The organism is Streptomyces sp. NPDC098789, from assembly GCF_044759975.1.
In the GTDB taxonomy this organism is placed as follows: domain Bacteria; phylum Actinomycetota; class Actinomycetes; order Streptomycetales; family Streptomycetaceae; genus Streptomyces.
Window position 1 is genome coordinate 100,380 of sequence record NZ_JBIWAJ010000016.1, and the last position, 15,740, is coordinate 116,119.

Genomic DNA, 15,740 nt, shown 5'->3' on the forward strand with positions numbered 1-15,740 from the left:
CTGGCGGAGCGTCAGTCCTTGAGGGTCAGTGGCTGGCCCGACACCACCAGCAGGACGTGCTCGCACTCCGCCGCGACCGCCGCGTTCAACCGTCCCAGCTCGTCGCGGAACCGCCGCCCCGAGGAGGTCGCCGGGACGACCCCGGCGCCGACCTCGTTGCTGACCAGGACCACCCGGCGCCGGGTCGCGCGGACGGCCGCCACCAGCGCGGCCGTGCGCCGGCGCAGCTCCTTCTGCCCGCCGCCCGCCCACGTCCCGTCGTCCCAGGCGCCGGCCCGGTCCATCGCGTCCGTCAGCCACAGCGCCAGGCAGTCGATCAGCAGCGCCGGGCCCTGCGCGTCATCGGCTTCGAGCAGCTCCACCAGCTCGCAGGTCTCCACGGTCTGCCAGCTGCCGGGCCGCCGCTCCCGGTGCAGCCCGACCCGGGCCGCCCACTCCGGGTCGCCCTCGCGGGTGCCGCTCGTGGCGACGTAGAGCACCTCGGGGAAGGCGGCCAGCCGCCGCTCCGCCTCCAGCGACTTCCCCGACCGGGCCCCGCCCAGCACCAGCGTGCGCCGGGGCAGGTCCGGCACCGGGTGGTAGGCGCCGACGGTCAGCGTGGTCCCGTCCGGCACCGCCCGCGCACCGGTCGCCGTGCACCGCCGGGCCAGCTCGTGGCCCGGCGGCACGTCGTGGTCGAGGTGGACGGCGATCACGTCGGTGGCCGGGCCGACCGCGCCGCTCGCCCGCAGCCGGGCCAGCGCCTCGGGCCGCCCCAGCACGTCCAGCAGGACCATGTCGTACGGCTGCTCCGCCGTCCCGTTGGTCCCGGCCGGCGCCCCGCCGGGCGGCAGGTACAGCATCCGGTCCCCGTGGGGTCCGATCACCTCGTACCCGGTGCCCGGCGCGTCCATCGCCACCGCCCGCACCCGGTGCCCGCTGATCACCGACAGCCGCTGGCCGTCCGGCACCCGGCCGGCGGCGGGCAGCCCCGGCGGCAGCTCGACCGCGGGCCCGTCGTGCGGGTGGCTCAGCAGCACCTGACGGACGCCGCCCAGGGAATGTCCGGCCCGGGCGGCGGCCAGCACGGCCCCGGGGGTGAGATCGAGCAGGAGCGCACCGTCCACCAGTACGGCGGTCGCGGCCCGCACCCGGGTGCCCACGGAGACGGCGCAGGCCGCACAGGGACAGCCGGGGCGGGGCAGTCCTTCGGGTGTGCCGGTGCCCAGCAGAGTCAGTTCCACACGGATGATCCTCCCGCGTCGGCGGGAGTGGTGCGCGCCCGGCTACTCTGCGGGCAGACTCACGGGGAGCACCCGGACGCGTACCGGACGGGTGCCGGACGAGCAACGGAGGCGGACATGGCGTGGACGTGGCGGTTCGAGACGGCCGAGGGCAGCGAGTCGACCCCGGCGGTGGCGCCGGAGGAGTTCACCACGCAGGGCGACGCGGAGTCCTGGATCGGTGAGTACTGGAAGGAACTGCTCGAAGGCGGCACGGAGAAGGTGAAGCTGTCCGACGACGGCGGCACCGAGCTCTACACGATGAGCCTGCGCGAGGCCCTGAACGCCTGAGGCCGGCCGTCCGGTCCGGGGGAGACCCCCCGGACACGGACGCTGACACGGACGCTGACCCGGATCGGGCTCCGGCCCGCGGGGGTCAGCCCCGGACCCCGCACAGGTGCAGCAGCGCCGCGACCCCGCGGTAGGGGTCGGTGCGCCCGGCCCGGTCCTCGGCGGCGAGCAACAGCTCCAGCTCGCCCTCGGGGGGCAGTACCTCGCCGGCCTCGCTGCCGTCGGTGAAGACCCGTACGCCGTACCAGGACTGCAGCGGCGCGCCGATCCCGGACAGGGTCCCGGTCAGCGCGGACAGCCGGTCGGCGCGTACGTCCAGGCCCAGCCGGTTCGTGTAGTCGACGGTGTCGAAGGCGGCCAGCGCGGCCTTCCAGTCACCGGTGAGCGCCGGGCGCATCGCGAGGGCGTCGCCGTTGCGCACCAGCAGGGACAGCAGTCCGCCGTGCGCCAGCATCCGGGCCAGCCCGGCGAGCATGCCGTCCGACTCCGGTACGTACATCAGCACGCCGTGGCAGAGCACCACGTCGAAGCTGCCGGGCAGGAAGTGCGCGCCGGTCTCCCGGCCGTCGCCCTCCATCAGCCGGACCCGGTCCCGGATCCCGGCCGGCTCGGCGTCCAGCGCCTCGCGGGCCACGGCCAGCATGCCGGGGTCCTGCTCCAGGCCGGTCACCATGTGCCCGGCCCGGGCGAGGCGCAGGGCCTGGGTGCCCTGGCCCATGCCGACGTCCAGGACGCGCAGGCGCTGCCCGACGGGGAAGCGCTGGGCGATCTGCTCGTCGACCTGACGGCCCACGAGCTCCTGACGGACCGCGTTGCGCAGGCCCCCCAGTCCCTCCAGCCACATCCGGGCACCGCCCGCGAAGCCGTCGCCCGCGGCTGCGGGCGACGCTCCGGTCAGGGCCGTTCCCCGCGCTTGACCTGCGGCTTCGGCAGGCGCAGCCGGCGCATCTGGAGGGTGCGCATCAGGCCGTAGGCGACGGCGCCGCGCTTGGGCTCGTCCGGGAAGCGGGTGTTCAGCGCCTTGCGCAGGCGGATGAACAGGCCGATCGAGTCGACGATGATCAGCGCGATCACGCCGAGCCACAGGAGCAGGGCGATGTTCTGGATCGACGGGACCCGGACCATGCTCAGCACCAGGATGATCACTGCGAGGGGCAGGAACATCTCGGCGACGGAGAAGCGGGAGTCGACGAAGTCGCGGGCGAACTTGCGCACCGGGCCCTTGTCACGGGCGGGCAGGTAACGCTGGTCGCCGTTGGCGAGCGCCTCGCGCTGCTTGGTCATCGCCTCCCGGCGACGTTCACGGTTGCGCTTGGCATCCTCCTTGCGGTTGCCGGTCGAGGCCACGACGGCCTTGCGCTGCGACTGGGCCACAGCACGCTTCGGCGTCGGGCGGCCCTTCGGGGCCTGCGGGTCACGGGTCTGCGAGAGGTCGGCGCTCACCTTGTCGGTGGCGGCGGCCTTCTCTTCCTTGGAGGAGCGGCTACCAAACACGAAACCAAGCCTACGTGGTTGCGGGCATGGCCCCCACCCCGGCGGGGAACGATCCCGCAACGGCGGGCGTCTTAACCGGTGACGGGTCCGCCCGCCGCGCCCGCCTCCCGGGGGGTCACCTACTCCTTCAGCCTGACGGTGGGGAGCGGAGGTCGTCCTGGAGGAGGAGCGCAACCGCACTCGAACAGTGCGGTAATGGAGACAGGGCCCGTAGTGTGGGTTCTGTAGGTCACCACGAGCCGAAGTCCTTCAGAAGGGGGCGCGCGAAGCCCATGAGCGGTGTCATGAAGCGTATGGGGATGATCTTCCGCGCGAAGGCGAACAAGGCCCTTGACAAGGCCGAGGACCCGCGCGAGACCCTCGACTACTCGTACCAGAAGCAGCTGGAGCTGCTCCAGAAGGTGCGCCGCGGAGTCGCCGACGTCGCGACCTCCCGCAAGCGCCTGGAGCTCCAGCTCAACCAGCTCCAGGGACAGTCCGCCAAGCTGGAGGACCAGGGCCGCAAGGCCCTCGCGCTCGGCCGCGAGGACCTGGCCCGCGAGGCCCTCTCCCGTCGCGCCTCGCTCCAGCAGCAGGTCAGCGACCTCGAAGTGCAGCACCAGACCCTCCAGGGCGAGGAGGAGAAGCTGACCCTCGCGGCGCAGCGCCTCCAGGCCAAGGTGGACGCCTTCCGCACCAAGAAGGAGACCATCAAGGCCACCTACACCGCGGCCCAGGCGCAGACCCGGATCGCGGAGTCCTTCTCCGGCATCTCGGAGGAGATGAGCGACGTCGGCCTCGCCATCCAGCGCGCCGAGGACAAGACCGCGCAGCTCCAGGCGCGCGCGGGCGCGATCGACGAGCTGCTCGCCTCCGGCGCCCTGGACGACCAGAGCGGCCTCGGCTCCAAGGACGACATCCAGCTCGAACTGGACCGCCTCTCCGGCGGTACGGACGTGGAGCTGGAGCTCGCCCGGATGAAGCAGGAACTGGCGGGCGGCCCGTCCGCCCAGCAGCAGGCCATCGAGGGCGGCGGCGCGGGCAACGCGCAGCAGCCGCACCGCTTCGACAAGCAGTAGAACGGGGTCCGTCATGATCGTCCGCATCATGGGGGAAGGCCAGGTACGGCTCGCCGACGAGCACCTCGTGGAGCTCAACGCGCTGGACGACGAGCTGCTGTCGGAGATGGAAGCGGGGGACGAGGAAGGCTTCCGGCGGACGCTGGGCGGCCTCCTCGACGCCGTGCGCCGGCTCGGCAGTCCGCTGCCGGACGCGGAGCTGGCGCCCTCCGAGCTGATCCTGCCCGCGCCGGACGCGAGCCTGGACGAGGTGCGGGAGATGCTCAACGACGACGGCCTCATCCCGGGCTAGGGAGAGGCCGTCGATCGGCGTCCCCGCGTCAGGGTGGTGGGGCCCGTGCCGGGGTGGGGTGTCCCCGCAGGACGAGCGGTCACCACCGGACGCAGTCTCCGACCGGCCCGCAGCCGCGAGCCGAGGAGACACCCCACCCCGGCACGGCACCGCCGCCCTGACCCACCCCGACCCGGCTCAGGACTTCGTGTCCTTCGTTCCCTTGATCCGGGCCCGCACGGCTCGGGTGACCTTGCCGGGGCCGTGGCCGGGGCCGTGGTCGGGGTCCGGCGTGCCGCCGATGAAGTTCTCGAAGCGACGCCGGGGCGCCGCCCAGCGCCGGTCGTGATGGAACGCCCGCAGCCCGGCCTTGGCCCGGGCCCGCGGGCGGTTCGTGTAGAAGCGGCGCGCGTACGGCGAATCCGGCCGGGCCAGGCGGACCGCGCCGACCAGCGCCACGAACGGGATCACCGTCCCCAGCAGCGCGGTGCGCGGTTTGCCCTTCCACAGGGCGACCAGGGCCAGGAAGAAGTTCGTGGCCGTGTTCATCACGACCAGCCCGCGGTTGTGCCGCTCGTCGACGGTCAGGTCGTTGACCCCGAAGGGCAGGAACCCGCCGAGCACCAGCGCCACCAGCGCCGCCGTCAGCACCACGATCTCCACGCTCTTGCGGCCCTGCTCGCTCCAGTACACGTCGTCCAGGTGCAGGACCAGCGCGAACTCGTCCAGCACCAGCCCGGCGCCCAGCCCGAAGAGCACCGCCGAGATCAGCGCCCCCACGCCGTGCCGGCCGCTGCCCACGGCGCCGAATCCGCCGATGATCGTCAGCACCACGCCGGGCACCACGTGGTGGACGTGCACGCCGCCCGGGGTGATGTTCTTGAAGGGGCCCCGGCCGGCCCGGATCAGGCGGGTGATCGTGCGGGTGACCAGGAAGGACAGCACGAAGGAGAGCAGGGCGAGGAACAGCGGGAGCTTCCCCGGTTCCACGATGTTGCGGTACCACCAGTGACCCATGACACCAGCTCCCCATTTGGCATGTATTGGGTAATTTACCTTCCGTGTTGAGCGGGTACCGTTCCGGCGGTGAACGATCCGCTCCCCGAACCGCCCCCGGAGCCCCTGCCGGGCCCGCCGCTGAGCCCGCCCGACGAACGCGCCTCGCTCCGCGACGGCCTGCGCTTCGCCTTCGGGACGCTCACCGTGCTGCCCGCCCGCATCACCCGCTGGGACCGCCCGGCCGCCCGCACCGGCATGGCCTGCGCCCCGCTGGTCGGGCTGGTCGTCGGGCTCTGCGCGGCCGTGCCGGGCTGCCTGCTCCTCCTCCTCGGGGCGTCGCCGCTGCTGGCCGCGGTCGTCACCGTGGCCGTGCCCGCCGCCCTCACCCGCGGGCTGCACCTCGACGGCTTGGCCGACACCGCCGACGGCCTGGGCAGTGCCAAGCCCGCCGACACCGCGCTGCGCATCATGAAGCAGTCCGACATCGGGCCGTTCGGCGTCATCTGCCTGGTCCTGGCCCTCCTGGTGCAGAGCGCCGCGCTCGCCCAGGCCTACGCCGACGGCTGGTTCCGCGGCGCCCTCGCCACCGTGGTCGCCGCCGTCGCCGCCCGGACCGCCCTGACCCTGGCCTCGCGCGACGGGGTGCCCCCGGCCCGCCACGAGGGCCTCGGCGCGGCCGTCGCGGGCGTGGTGCCGATCCGGTCGGCGGCCGCGGTCGCCGCGCTCGCCGTCGCCGCCGCGGCGGTCGCCGCCCTGCCGTCGGGGCTGCCCGCCGCCGCGCAGCACGCCGTGGCCGTCCTCGCCGGGCTCGGCGCCGCGGAACTCCTGCTGCGCCGGTGCGTGCGGCGCTTCGACGGGGTCACCGGTGACGTCTTCGGGGCGCTGGCCGAGGTCGCGGCGACCACGACACTCCTGGCCCTGTCCCTGGGCTGACCGCCCCGAAGTCCCGTCAGCCCCGCCAACCCAGCCTCGCCGGAGCCCATCCAGCCTCGCCGGCGTTTGAGGCGCGGGTCCGGGCGGAGCCCCGCCGGGCCCCTGCCGCCTCAGCCTCGCCGGCGTTTGAGGCGCGGGGTCTGGGGCGGAGCCCCGGGAGCCCCGCAGGGGGCAACGGCCCTGGCGGGCCGCCCCGGGCTCCGCCCGGACCCGCGCCTCAATCGCCGGCGAGGCTGAGGCGGGCTCCGCCGGGCCCGCGCCGCAAAGGCCGGCGAGGCTGGGCAGGCCACGGACCGCCGGACGGGCCAGGCGACGTACGCTCTCTTCCCGTGGAACACACGCCGAGCGACCCGCAGCCCCCCGCCGCGCCCATCCGGGTGCTCCTCGCCGACGACCAGGCCCTGCTGCGCAGCGCCTTCAAGGTGCTGGTCGACTCCGAGCCCGACATGGAGGTCGTCGGGGAGGCCGCCGACGGCGCGCAGGCCTACGCGCTGGCCCGCGAGCGGCGCGCCGACGTGGTCCTCATGGACATCCGGATGCCCGGCACCGACGGGCTCGCCGCCACCCGGATGATCAGCGCCGACCCGGAACTCTCCGGCGTGCGCGTGGTGATGCTGACGACCTTCGAGGTCGACGAGTACGTCGCCGCGGCCCTACGGGCGGGCGCCTCCGGCTTCCTCGGCAAGGGCGCCGAGCCCGACGAGCTGCTCAACGCCATCCGGATCGCGGTCGCCGGCGAGGCGCTGCTCTCCCCGGCCGCCACCAAGGGCCTCATCGCCACCTTCCTCGCCCAGGGCGGCGGGGCCCCGCCGGCCGCCGCCGCGGGCGCCCACGCCGAACGGCTCGCCGCCCTGACCGGCCGTGAGCGCGAGGTGCTCGGCCTGGTCGCGGGCGGCCTGTCCAACGACGAGATCGGCGGCCGGCTGGAGGTCAGCCCGCTCACCGTGAAGACCCACGTGAACCGCGCGATGGCCAAGCTCGGCGCCCGGGACCGGGCCCAGCTGGTCGTCATCGCGTACGAATCGGGGCTCGTGCGGCCCCGTGCGGAGTAGTTCCGAGTGGGCGCGTGTACTGCGGACGCGGTACACGCGGGATAAGGACGGGACCTGCGGGCGACGTCCGGGCGCCGCCGCGGGGGAGAAGGTGGGACGACCCTCGCTCAACTCGGCAGAGAGATCTCATCCATGTCCTGGCTGTCCCGCTTCAGCCTTGCCCAACGGGCACTGGTCGGCCTCGTGTCGATCGTCGCGCTCCTGTTCGGCGCCATAGCCATCCCCCAGCTCAAGCAGCAACTGCTGCCCTCCATCGAGCTGCCGATGGTGTCCATCCTCGCGCCGTACCAGGGCGCCTCGCCCGACGTGGTCGAGAAGCAGGTCATCGAACCGATCGAGGCCACCCTCAAGGGCGTCGACGGCATCACCGGCATCACCTCCACCGCCAGTGAGGGCAACGCCCTCATCATGGCCAAGTTCGACTTCGGCGACAGCGGCACCAAGCAGCTCGTCGCCGACGTCCAGCAGGCCGTCAACCGGGCCCGCGTCCGGCTGCCCGCCGACGTCGACCCGCAGGTCGTGGCCGGCTCCACCGACGACATGCCCACCGTCGTCCTCGCCGCCACCTCCGACAAGGACCAGCAGGCCCTCGCCGACCAGCTTCAGCGCAGCGTCGTCCCCGTCCTGGAGGACATCCCGGGCGTCGGCCAGGTCAGCGTCAACGGCGTCCAGGACCTCCAGGTCACCGTGACCCCGGACCGGGCGAAGCTGGCGGCCGCCGGCCTCGACACGGCCGCGCTCGCCAAGGGCCTGGAAGCGGGCGGCGCCACCATGCCCGCCGGTTCCTTCGACGAGGAGGGCAAGAACCGCACCGTCCGCGTCGGCGGCGGCTACACCTCCCTCGCCCAACTGGAGGACCTGCGCCTGAGCGTGGGCGCGGGAGCCGCAGCGGGAGCGGGCGGCGCGGCGCCGAGCGGCAAGCCGGCGGTCCGCCTCGGCGACGTCGCCACCGTCAAGCAGGAGCCCGCCAAGGCCGTCTCCATCACCCGCACCAACGGCAAGCCCAGCCTGGCCGTCGTCCTCACGATGGACAAGGACGGCAGCTCCGTCGCCATCTCCGACGCCGTCAAGGACAAGCTGCCCGAGCTGCGCACCGCCCTCGGCGCCGGCGCCGGCCTCACGATGGTCAGCGACAACGGCCCGGCCGTCGCCACCGCCATCTCCAGCCTCACCACGGAGGGCCTGCTCGGCCTGGTCTTCGCGGTGATCGTGATCCTGGTCTTCCTCGCCTCGATCCGCTCGACCCTGGTCACCGCGGTCTCCATCCCGCTGTCCATCGTGCTCGCGCTGATCGTGCTGTGGACCCGCGACCTGTCGCTGAACATGCTGACGCTGGGCGCGCTCACCATCGCCATCGGCCGCGTGGTCGACGACTCCATCGTCGTCCTGGAGAACATCAAGCGGCACCTGTCCTACGGCGAGGAGCGCGAGGCCGCGATCATCACCGCGGTCAAGGAAGTGGCCGGCGCGGTCACCTCCTCGACGCTCACCACCGTCGCCGTCTTCCTGCCGATCGGTCTGGTCGGCGGCATGATCGGCGAGCTGTTCAGCTCCTTCTCGCTCACCGTGACCGCGGCCCTGCTGGCCTCGCTGCTGGTGTCCCTGACGGTCGTACCGGTCCTGTCCTACTGGTTCCTCAGCGCTCCCAAGGGCGTGGGCGGCGCCCCGGTCGATGTGGAAGCCGTCCGGCGGGCCGCCGAGGAGAAGGAGTCGCACAGCCGGCTCCAGACCTTCTACGTGCGGGTGCTGCGCTTCGTGGCGCGCCGCCGCCTGGCCACCGTGGCCGTCGCGTGCGTGCTCCTCGTCGCCACCTTCGCCATGGCCCCGTTGCTGAAGACCAACTTCTTCGACAAGGGCGAGCAGGACGTCCTGACCATCAAGCAGGCGCTGGCCCCCGGCACCTCCTTGTCCGCCTCCGACGAGGCGAGCCGCAAGGTGGAGAAGGTCCTCGCCGACACCGCCGGCGTCAAGGACTACCAGGTCACCGTCGGTTCCTCCGGCTTCATGGCGGCCTTCGGCGGCGGTACGGGCACCAACCAGGCGTCCTACCAGGTGACCCTGAAGGACGCCAAGGACGGCGAGGCCGTCCAGAAGCGCATCGAGACCGACCTGGCCAAGCTCGACGGCATCGGCCGCACCACGGTCTCGGCGGGCGCCGCCTTCGGCAACACGGACCTCAGCGTGGTCGTCAAGGCGGGCGACGCCGGTGTCCTCGCCAAGGCCGCCGAGCAGGTCCGCGCCGAGGTCGCCAAGCTCAAGGACGTCAGCGACGTCCAGAGCGACCTCTCCCAGTCGGTGCCCCGCATCTCGGTCACCGCCAACTCCAAGGCCGCCGACGCGGGTCTGAACCAGGCCGCCCTCGGCGGACTCGTCGCCCAGGCCGTCCAGGGCACCCCTGCGGGCAAGGCCTTCCTCGGCAACACCGAGCGCAACGTGGTCATCGCCTCCGGGCAGCCCGCCAAGACCCTCGCCGAACTCCAGGCGTTGCCGGTCGGCCCGGTCAAGCTCGGTGACATCGCCGACGTCAAGGTGGTCCCGGGCCCGGTCGCGATGACCCGGATCGACGGCGCCCGCGCCGCCACCATCACGGCCAAGCCGAACGGCGACAACACCGGCGCGGTCAGCACCGAGCTCAGCGCCAAGCTCAAGGCCCTGCACCTGCCCGACGGAGCCACCGCCACCATCGGCGGCGTCTCCTCCGACCAGGACGACGCCTTCGGCTCGCTGGGCCTGGCCATGCTCGCGGCCATCGCGATCGTGTTCATGCTGCTGGTGGCGACCTTCCGCTCGCTCGTCCAGCCGCTGATCCTGCTGGTCTCGGTGCCCTTCGCGGCGACCGGCGCGCTCGGCCTGCTCCTGGTCACCGGCACTCCGATGGGCGTGCCCGCGATGATCGGCATGCTGATGCTCATCGGCATCGTGGTGACCAACGCGATCGTCCTGATCGACCTGGTCAACCAGTACCGCGCCCAGGGGCTCGGGGTCGTCGAAGCCGTCGTCGAGGGCGGTCGCCACCGCCTGCGCCCGATCCTGATGACGGCCCTGGCGACCATCTTCGCCCTGCTCCCGATGGCGCTCGGCGTCACGGGCGGCGGCGGCTTCATCTCGCAGCCGCTCGCCGTGGTGGTCATCGGCGGCCTGGTCAGCTCCACCCTGCTGACCCTCCTCCTGGTCCCGGCCATCTACACGATGGTGGAACTGCGCAAGGAGCGCCGCGCGGCGAAGCGCGCCTCGAAGCGCGCGTCCCGCCCGACGGTCGTCGCCCCCGCCACCACGCAGGACGACGAAAGCCCCGTCCGGGTCTGATCTCACGGACGCGCATCCATGCCGAAGGGCCGCCCCCCACGTGGGGGGCGGCCCTTCGGCGTCGGCGGGGGGCTCGGTTACGGGAGGGCGAGCATGCGCTCCAGGGCGAGCTTGGCGAAGCTCTCGGTCTCCTTGTCGACCCGGATCTGGTTGACGAGGTTGCCCTCGGCCAGGGACTCCAGGGTCCACACCAGGTGGGGGAGGTCGATGCGGTTCATGGTCGAGCAGAAGCAGACCGTCTTGTCGAGGAAGACGACTTCCTTGTCCTCGGCGGCGAATCGATTCGCCAGGCGGCGGACCAGGTTGAGCTCGGTGCCGATGGCCCACTTGGAGCCGGCCGGGGCCGCCTCCAGCGCCTTGATGATGTACTCCGTCGAGCCGACGTAGTCCGCGGCGGCCACGACCTCGTGCTTGCACTCGGGGTGGACCAGCACGTTCACGCCGGGGATGCGGGCGCGGACGTCCTCGACCGACTGCACGGAGAAGCGGCCGTGCACCGAGCAGTGCCCGCGCCACAGGATCATCTTGGCGTTCCGCAGCTGTTCGACGGTCAGGCCGCCGTTCGGCTTGTGCGGGTTGTACAGGACGCAGTCGTCCAGGGACATGCCCATGTCGCGGACGGCGGTGTTGCGGCCGAGGTGCTGGTCGGGCAGGAAGAGGATCTTCTCGCCCTGCTCGAACGCCCAGTCCAGGGCCCGCTTCGCGTTGGAGGACGTACAGATCGTGCCGCCGTGCTTGCCGGTGAAGGCCTTGATGTCGGCGGAGGAGTTCATGTACGAGACGGGCACCGTGACGTCGGCGATGCCGGCCTCGGTCAGCACGTCCCAGCACTCCGCGACCTGCTCGGCGGTGGCCATGTCGGCCATCGAGCAGCCGGCGGCCAGGTCCGGCAGGACGACCTTCTGGTCGTCCGTGGTCAGGATGTCCGCGGACTCGGCCATGAAGTGGACGCCGCAGAAGACGATGTACTCGGCCTCCGGCTTGGCGGCCGCGTCCTTGGCCAGCTTGAAGGAGTCGCCGGTGACGTCGGCGAACTCGATCACTTCGTCGCGCTGGTAGTGGTGGCCGAGGATGAAGACCTTGTCCCCGAGCTTTTCCTTGGCCGCGCGGGCGCGGGCCACCAGGTTGGGGTCCGAGGGCGAGGGCAGGTCGCCGGGGCACTCCACTCCGCGCTCGCTCTTGGGGTCGGCCTCACGGCCGAGCAGCAGCAGGGCAAGGGGCGTCGGCTGGACGTCCAAAGGCTGGGCGGTGGTCACGACACGCACCCTTTCTGTTCTGCGACTAGGGACTTCTGGAGAGAAATCGCCGATGAGTACTGCGGGGCACTGCGGCACGCTGCGGGGTACTGGTTGGTACGACTTCTCGTCTATTTGACGTTATCTATCATAACCGCTTCACGTCACTTTGACGATGCCGATAGTGTCGATGTGACGCATTCGCCCGGCCGACGGGTGTGCGAGCATGAATGTCTGGAACAAGCGCCGGACCCGGAATGAATCGGCGGCCGCGCTCGTTGCCACCGACGGCAAGAGTCCGACCGACGTTTCCCTGCCCCCGCCGGGAAGCCGCCCACTTCGGGAGTGAATGCAGATGTCCGTTCAGGACGAAAAGACCACTGTGAGCGACGGCATCCTCCTGTCCGACGCCGCCGCCGAGAAGGTCAGGACGCTGCTGGAGCAGGAAGGCCGCGAGGACCTGGCGCTTCGCGTCGCCGTCCAGCCCGGCGGTTGCTCCGGCCTGCGCTACCAGCTCTTCTTCGACGAGCGCTCGCTCGACGGCGACGTGGTCAAGGACTTCGACGGCGTCAAGGTCGTCACGGACCGGATGAGCTCCCCGTACCTGCACGGTGCGTCGATCGACTTCGTCGACACGATCGAGAAGCAGGGCTTCACGATCGACAACCCGAACGCCACGGGCTCCTGCGCCTGCGGCGACTCGTTCAGCTAACCCCTGAGCCGTCAGGCACACATGCACGGAGGGGCCCGACCGCCTGATGACGGTCGGGCCCCTCCGTGCATATGGGTGGCCGGTCCCCGGCTACTGGCGGGGCAACGGCTTGCCCGTGGTCCCGTCGACCACCTTCCGGGCGCCCAGCGGCTGCTCCAGCGTCACCGACACGGACCTGTCCTCGGCGAGCAGGATGCAGGCCCCGCCCGGGTTCGTCGGGGTGTCCGTGATCTTCACCGTCACCGCGTCGGCGCTCTCCCGGGCCTCGGCGGCGTAGGTACTGCACGCCCCGCCCCAGAAGTTCACGGTCAGCTTCCGGTCGGCCGCGGAGTACGAGAACCCCGGCACCGTACGCCCGGTCCGGGGCGCGGGGGCCGCGTCCCGCGCCGCGGGCTGGGCCACCGTGCGACCCGCGCCGCCCCCGGTGCCCGCCACCTCGAAGAGCCAGGCGGGCACCAGCCCGCGGGCGCCGTCCACGGTCCCCCCGACCAGGCCCAGCACCGCCGTGCGGACCGTCTCCGTCCGCGGCGGCTTCATCGGGCGCGGCTCCGGGTTGCACGGCGGGGTCTCGCCCGGCGCGATCGGGGCCTCCGGCTCCAGCGGCACGGACGTGGCGCACCCGCTCGGCCCGGTCCCGGGACCGGGGGCCGACGCGGCGTTCAGCCGGTCCAGGGCCTCCTGCGCGCCGACCACCTGCTGCTCGGTCGACCGCACCGGGGCCTTCAGCTCGCCGCCGGCGGCCACCACCTGGCCGTCCGCGCCCACGCTCACCGTGCTCTGCCAGCCCTGTGTGGGCAGCCCGCCGACCACCGGGTCCGCGGTCACCACCCGCACCGAGCCCTTGAGCTGCCGGGCGTCCAGCTTCGCGCCCTGCTGGCCCACCGCCGCGAGCAGCGGAGCCGCCGCGGCCTTCGCCGCCTCCTCGCTCACCGGCTTGCCCGCGTCCGAACCCGCTCCCGCTCCCGCTCCCGTACCCGCACCCGCGTCCGAACCGGACACCGCGGCGGGGCCGGGGCCCTGGCCCCCGCTGGGGGCCTGCGCGCCGCCGCCGGGCAGGGTGGCGGGCCCGCAGGTGTCCTTGCCGCGCCGGCAGTCGTCCGAGCCGCCCGCCAGGTGGCGGGTGAAGGTCCAGGTCCCGGGCGCCTTGAGGTTCACCTGGAGGCGCGGGCCGGACGGATCCCCGACCACCCCCGCCTGCCAGAGCTCGCCCACGAGCCGCGGGGCGGCCGTGATGCCCAGTGAGCTCGCGAGCCGGGCCACCTCGGCCTCGGTGACCTCGCCGCCCGCGGCGAAGGTCGGCGCGGCGGCCGGACCCTGCGGGAGGGGCCCTTCGGCCCGGTAGGTCACCCCGGACCCGTTGGGGTTCGGCTCACCCGGCGCGATGCCGGGGGCCGATGGGCCGACGGAGTCGGGGGCGCCGGGGGAGGCCGCCCTGGCGGCGTCGGCCGCGGACAGCGACGCCGCGGCCGCGCCCGTGCCGCCGTGGGCCGTGGTGGCCCAGTACGCCGTACCGCCGCCGGCCAGCAGGACGGCGGCCGCGACCGAGGCGACGGCCCAGCGGGGGCGCCGTCGCAGGGCGCCGCCCGGCCGCGCCGCGACGTCGGCCGGTTCGGCCGAGCCGGCCGCTTCGGCCGGTTCGGTGTTGTCAGTCGGACCGGAATGCTCGGTGGTCACCGGATCGCTCCTTCGCCTGCCTCGCCGTGCGTGATGCGAGTGGGACGGAACAGGAGCGAAACCGGTTCCCCGGACCCGCGGAGGGGATCAGTACCCGTACTGCGCGGTGGAGGCGATGAGCTGCGCGGAGGCCGGCGGCACGCGGACCCCGTGGATCTGCGAGGGCGCCACGGGGGCCGGCCGGGGGACCGCCGGGACCGACCAGTGGGGCGCCATCCGGGCGCAGTCGCCCAGCAGCCGGGCGAAGCCTGGCTGGCGCGAGACTTCCGTGGTCCGCCCGGGAGCGGTGTACTGCGGGTACCCGAAGCCATCGGTATAGGTCATGGGGGCACCGTAAGCAGCGGTCCGGGTGCGAAGAAAGACCTACTACGGGGTAGTTTCGGCCGGTCGGCCTCGCGGCGTCTACCGGGTAGGTTTGATTGTCAGCCCGCCGCCCTCCGCAGGAGCATCCACGCCGTGCGTATCGCAGTCACAGGCTCCATCGCCACCGACCACCTCATGACCTTCCCCGGCCGCTTCGCCGACCAGCTGGTCGCGGACCAGCTGCACACGGTCTCCCTCTCCTTCCTCGTCGACAACCTCGACGTGCGACGGGGCGGTGTCGGCCCGAACATCTGCTTCGGTATGGGGCAGCTCGGAAGCCGCCCGGTCCTCGTCGGCGCCGCCGGCTACGACTTCGACGAGTACCGTGCCTGGCTCGACCGCCACGGCGTGGACACCGAGTCCGTCCGGATCTCCGAAGTGCTGCACACCGCGCGCTTCGTGTGCACCACGGACGTCGACCACAACCAGATCGGCTCCTTCTACACCGGCGCCATGAGCGAGGCCCGGCTGATCGAGCTGAAGGCCGTCGCCGACCGCGTGGGCGGCCTGGACCTCGTCCTGATCGGCGCCGACGACCCCGAGGCGATGCTGCGCCACACCGAGGAGTGCCGGACGCGCGAGATCCCCTTCGCCGCCGACTTCTCGCAGCAGATCGCGCGGATGGACGGCGAGAACATCCGGACGCTGATGGAGGGGGCGACGTTCCTCTTCTCCAACGAGTACGAGAAGGGCCTCATCGAGGCGAAGTCCGGCTGGACCGACGCGGAGATCCTCACCAAGGTCGGCACCCGCGTCACCACGCTGGGCTCGAACGGCGTCAAGATCGAGCGGGTCGGCCACGACCCGATCGTCGTCGGCTGCCCCGAGGAGACCGCGAAGGTCGACCCCACCGGTGTCGGCGACGCCTTCCGCGCCGGTTTCCTGACGGGCCTGGGCTGGGGCGTCGGGCTGGAGCGCGCGGCGCAGGTCGGCTGCATGCTGGCGACCCTCGTCATCGAGACCCTCGGCACCCAGGAGTACACCCTGGCCCGCGCCCACTTCATGGAGCGCTTCGCCAAGGCCTACGGTCCGGAGGCCGCGGCCGAGGTCCAGGCGCACCTGGCGTAGCGCCCGCGCGCCGACCGTACGG

The 15,740-nt window shown here is 72.8% G+C and carries 15 protein-coding genes; 8 read left to right on the forward strand and 7 right to left on the reverse strand.

Annotation, left to right across the window (positions count from 1 at the left end):
- Positions 1 to 11: 11 nt before the first annotated feature.
- Positions 12 to 1,223: a bifunctional adenosylcobinamide kinase/adenosylcobinamide-phosphate guanylyltransferase gene (gene cobU, locus ACIQWR_RS28735; protein WP_404015294.1), complete on the reverse strand. Its 1,212-nt coding sequence runs from the start codon at positions 1,221 to 1,223 to the stop codon at positions 12 to 14.
- 117 nt (positions 1,224 to 1,340) lie between these two features.
- Between cobU and ACIQWR_RS28740 the strand changes: the two genes are divergently transcribed.
- A complete protein-coding gene (locus ACIQWR_RS28740) occupies positions 1,341 to 1,553 on the forward strand; it encodes a hypothetical protein (RefSeq protein ID WP_399266857.1) in 213 nt (70 codons plus the stop codon).
- 85 nt (positions 1,554 to 1,638) lie between these two features.
- Here ACIQWR_RS28740 and ACIQWR_RS28745 read toward each other — a convergent pair whose 3' ends face one another.
- Together ACIQWR_RS28745 and ACIQWR_RS28750 are read right to left on the reverse strand one after the other, a co-directional pair.
- Positions 1,639 to 2,397 (reverse strand): class I SAM-dependent methyltransferase, encoded by a 759-nt coding sequence (locus ACIQWR_RS28745; RefSeq protein ID WP_404015297.1) that lies wholly within the window; start codon positions 2,395 to 2,397, stop codon positions 1,639 to 1,641.
- Positions 2,398 to 2,447: 50 nt separating this feature from the next.
- Positions 2,448 to 3,047: a DUF3043 domain-containing protein gene (locus ACIQWR_RS28750; RefSeq protein WP_354383710.1), complete on the reverse strand. Its 600-nt coding sequence runs from the start codon at positions 3,045 to 3,047 to the stop codon at positions 2,448 to 2,450.
- 272 nt (positions 3,048 to 3,319) lie between these two features.
- Here ACIQWR_RS28750 and ACIQWR_RS28755 point away from each other — a divergent pair, with 272 nt between their 5' ends.
- Together ACIQWR_RS28755 and ACIQWR_RS28760 are read left to right on the forward strand one after the other, a co-directional pair.
- Positions 3,320 to 4,105 carry a PspA/IM30 family protein gene (locus ACIQWR_RS28755; protein WP_404015300.1) on the forward strand — a complete coding sequence of 262 codons (786 nt, stop codon included), beginning with the start codon at positions 3,320 to 3,322 and terminating at the stop codon, positions 4,103 to 4,105.
- A gap of 13 nt (positions 4,106 to 4,118) precedes the next feature.
- Positions 4,119 to 4,397 (forward strand): hypothetical protein, encoded by a 279-nt coding sequence (locus tag ACIQWR_RS28760; protein ID WP_404015303.1) that lies wholly within the window; start codon positions 4,119 to 4,121, stop codon positions 4,395 to 4,397.
- A gap of 177 nt (positions 4,398 to 4,574) precedes the next feature.
- Here the strand turns inward: ACIQWR_RS28760 and ACIQWR_RS28765 are convergent, their stop codons facing one another.
- On the reverse strand, positions 4,575 to 5,393 hold the full coding sequence (locus tag ACIQWR_RS28765) for a hypothetical protein (protein ID WP_399266860.1): 819 nt from the start codon (positions 5,391 to 5,393) through the stop codon (positions 4,575 to 4,577).
- A 105-nt stretch (positions 5,394 to 5,498) separates the two neighbouring features.
- Between ACIQWR_RS28765 and ACIQWR_RS28770 the strand changes: the two genes are divergently transcribed.
- The 3 genes from ACIQWR_RS28770 to ACIQWR_RS28780 all read left to right on the forward strand — a co-directional run bounded on the left by ACIQWR_RS28770 (position 5,499) and on the right by ACIQWR_RS28780 (position 10,666).
- Positions 5,499 to 6,308: an adenosylcobinamide-GDP ribazoletransferase gene (locus ACIQWR_RS28770; protein ID WP_404015613.1), complete on the forward strand. Its 810-nt coding sequence runs from the start codon at positions 5,499 to 5,501 to the stop codon at positions 6,306 to 6,308.
- 329 nt (positions 6,309 to 6,637) lie between these two features.
- Complete coding sequence (locus tag ACIQWR_RS28775) at positions 6,638 to 7,360, forward strand: response regulator (protein WP_404015306.1); 723 nt, start codon at positions 6,638 to 6,640, stop codon at positions 7,358 to 7,360.
- 132 nt (positions 7,361 to 7,492) lie between these two features.
- The gene (locus ACIQWR_RS28780) at positions 7,493 to 10,666 is read left to right on the forward strand and encodes an efflux RND transporter permease subunit (protein ID WP_404015308.1); all 3,174 of its coding nucleotides are present in this window, start codon (positions 7,493 to 7,495) and stop codon (positions 10,664 to 10,666) included.
- Positions 10,667 to 10,743: 77 nt separating this feature from the next.
- Here the strand turns inward: ACIQWR_RS28780 and nadA are convergent, their stop codons facing one another.
- Positions 10,744 to 11,931, reverse strand: coding sequence for a quinolinate synthase NadA (gene nadA, locus ACIQWR_RS28785; protein WP_404015310.1), 1,188 nt, complete (start codon positions 11,929 to 11,931; stop codon positions 10,744 to 10,746).
- Positions 11,932 to 12,256: 325 nt separating this feature from the next.
- On the opposite strand from nadA, the gene erpA reads away from it, so the two are divergent.
- Positions 12,257 to 12,613 (forward strand): iron-sulfur cluster insertion protein ErpA, encoded by a 357-nt coding sequence (erpA, locus tag ACIQWR_RS28790; protein WP_214949940.1) that lies wholly within the window; start codon positions 12,257 to 12,259, stop codon positions 12,611 to 12,613.
- A 90-nt stretch (positions 12,614 to 12,703) separates the two neighbouring features.
- Here the strand turns inward: erpA and ACIQWR_RS28795 are convergent, their stop codons facing one another.
- Together ACIQWR_RS28795 and ACIQWR_RS28800 are read right to left on the reverse strand one after the other, a co-directional pair.
- Positions 12,704 to 14,287 carry a hypothetical protein gene (locus ACIQWR_RS28795; RefSeq protein ID WP_404015313.1) on the reverse strand — a complete coding sequence of 528 codons (1,584 nt, stop codon included), beginning with the start codon at positions 14,285 to 14,287 and terminating at the stop codon, positions 12,704 to 12,706.
- An 87-nt stretch (positions 14,288 to 14,374) separates the two neighbouring features.
- The gene (locus ACIQWR_RS28800; RefSeq protein WP_404015315.1) at positions 14,375 to 14,611 is read right to left on the reverse strand and encodes a hypothetical protein; all 237 of its coding nucleotides are present in this window, start codon (positions 14,609 to 14,611) and stop codon (positions 14,375 to 14,377) included.
- A gap of 132 nt (positions 14,612 to 14,743) precedes the next feature.
- On the opposite strand from ACIQWR_RS28800, the gene ACIQWR_RS28805 reads away from it, so the two are divergent.
- Positions 14,744 to 15,718: a carbohydrate kinase family protein gene (locus ACIQWR_RS28805; RefSeq protein WP_404015318.1), complete on the forward strand. Its 975-nt coding sequence runs from the start codon at positions 14,744 to 14,746 to the stop codon at positions 15,716 to 15,718.
- Positions 15,719 to 15,740 lie beyond the last annotated feature (22 nt).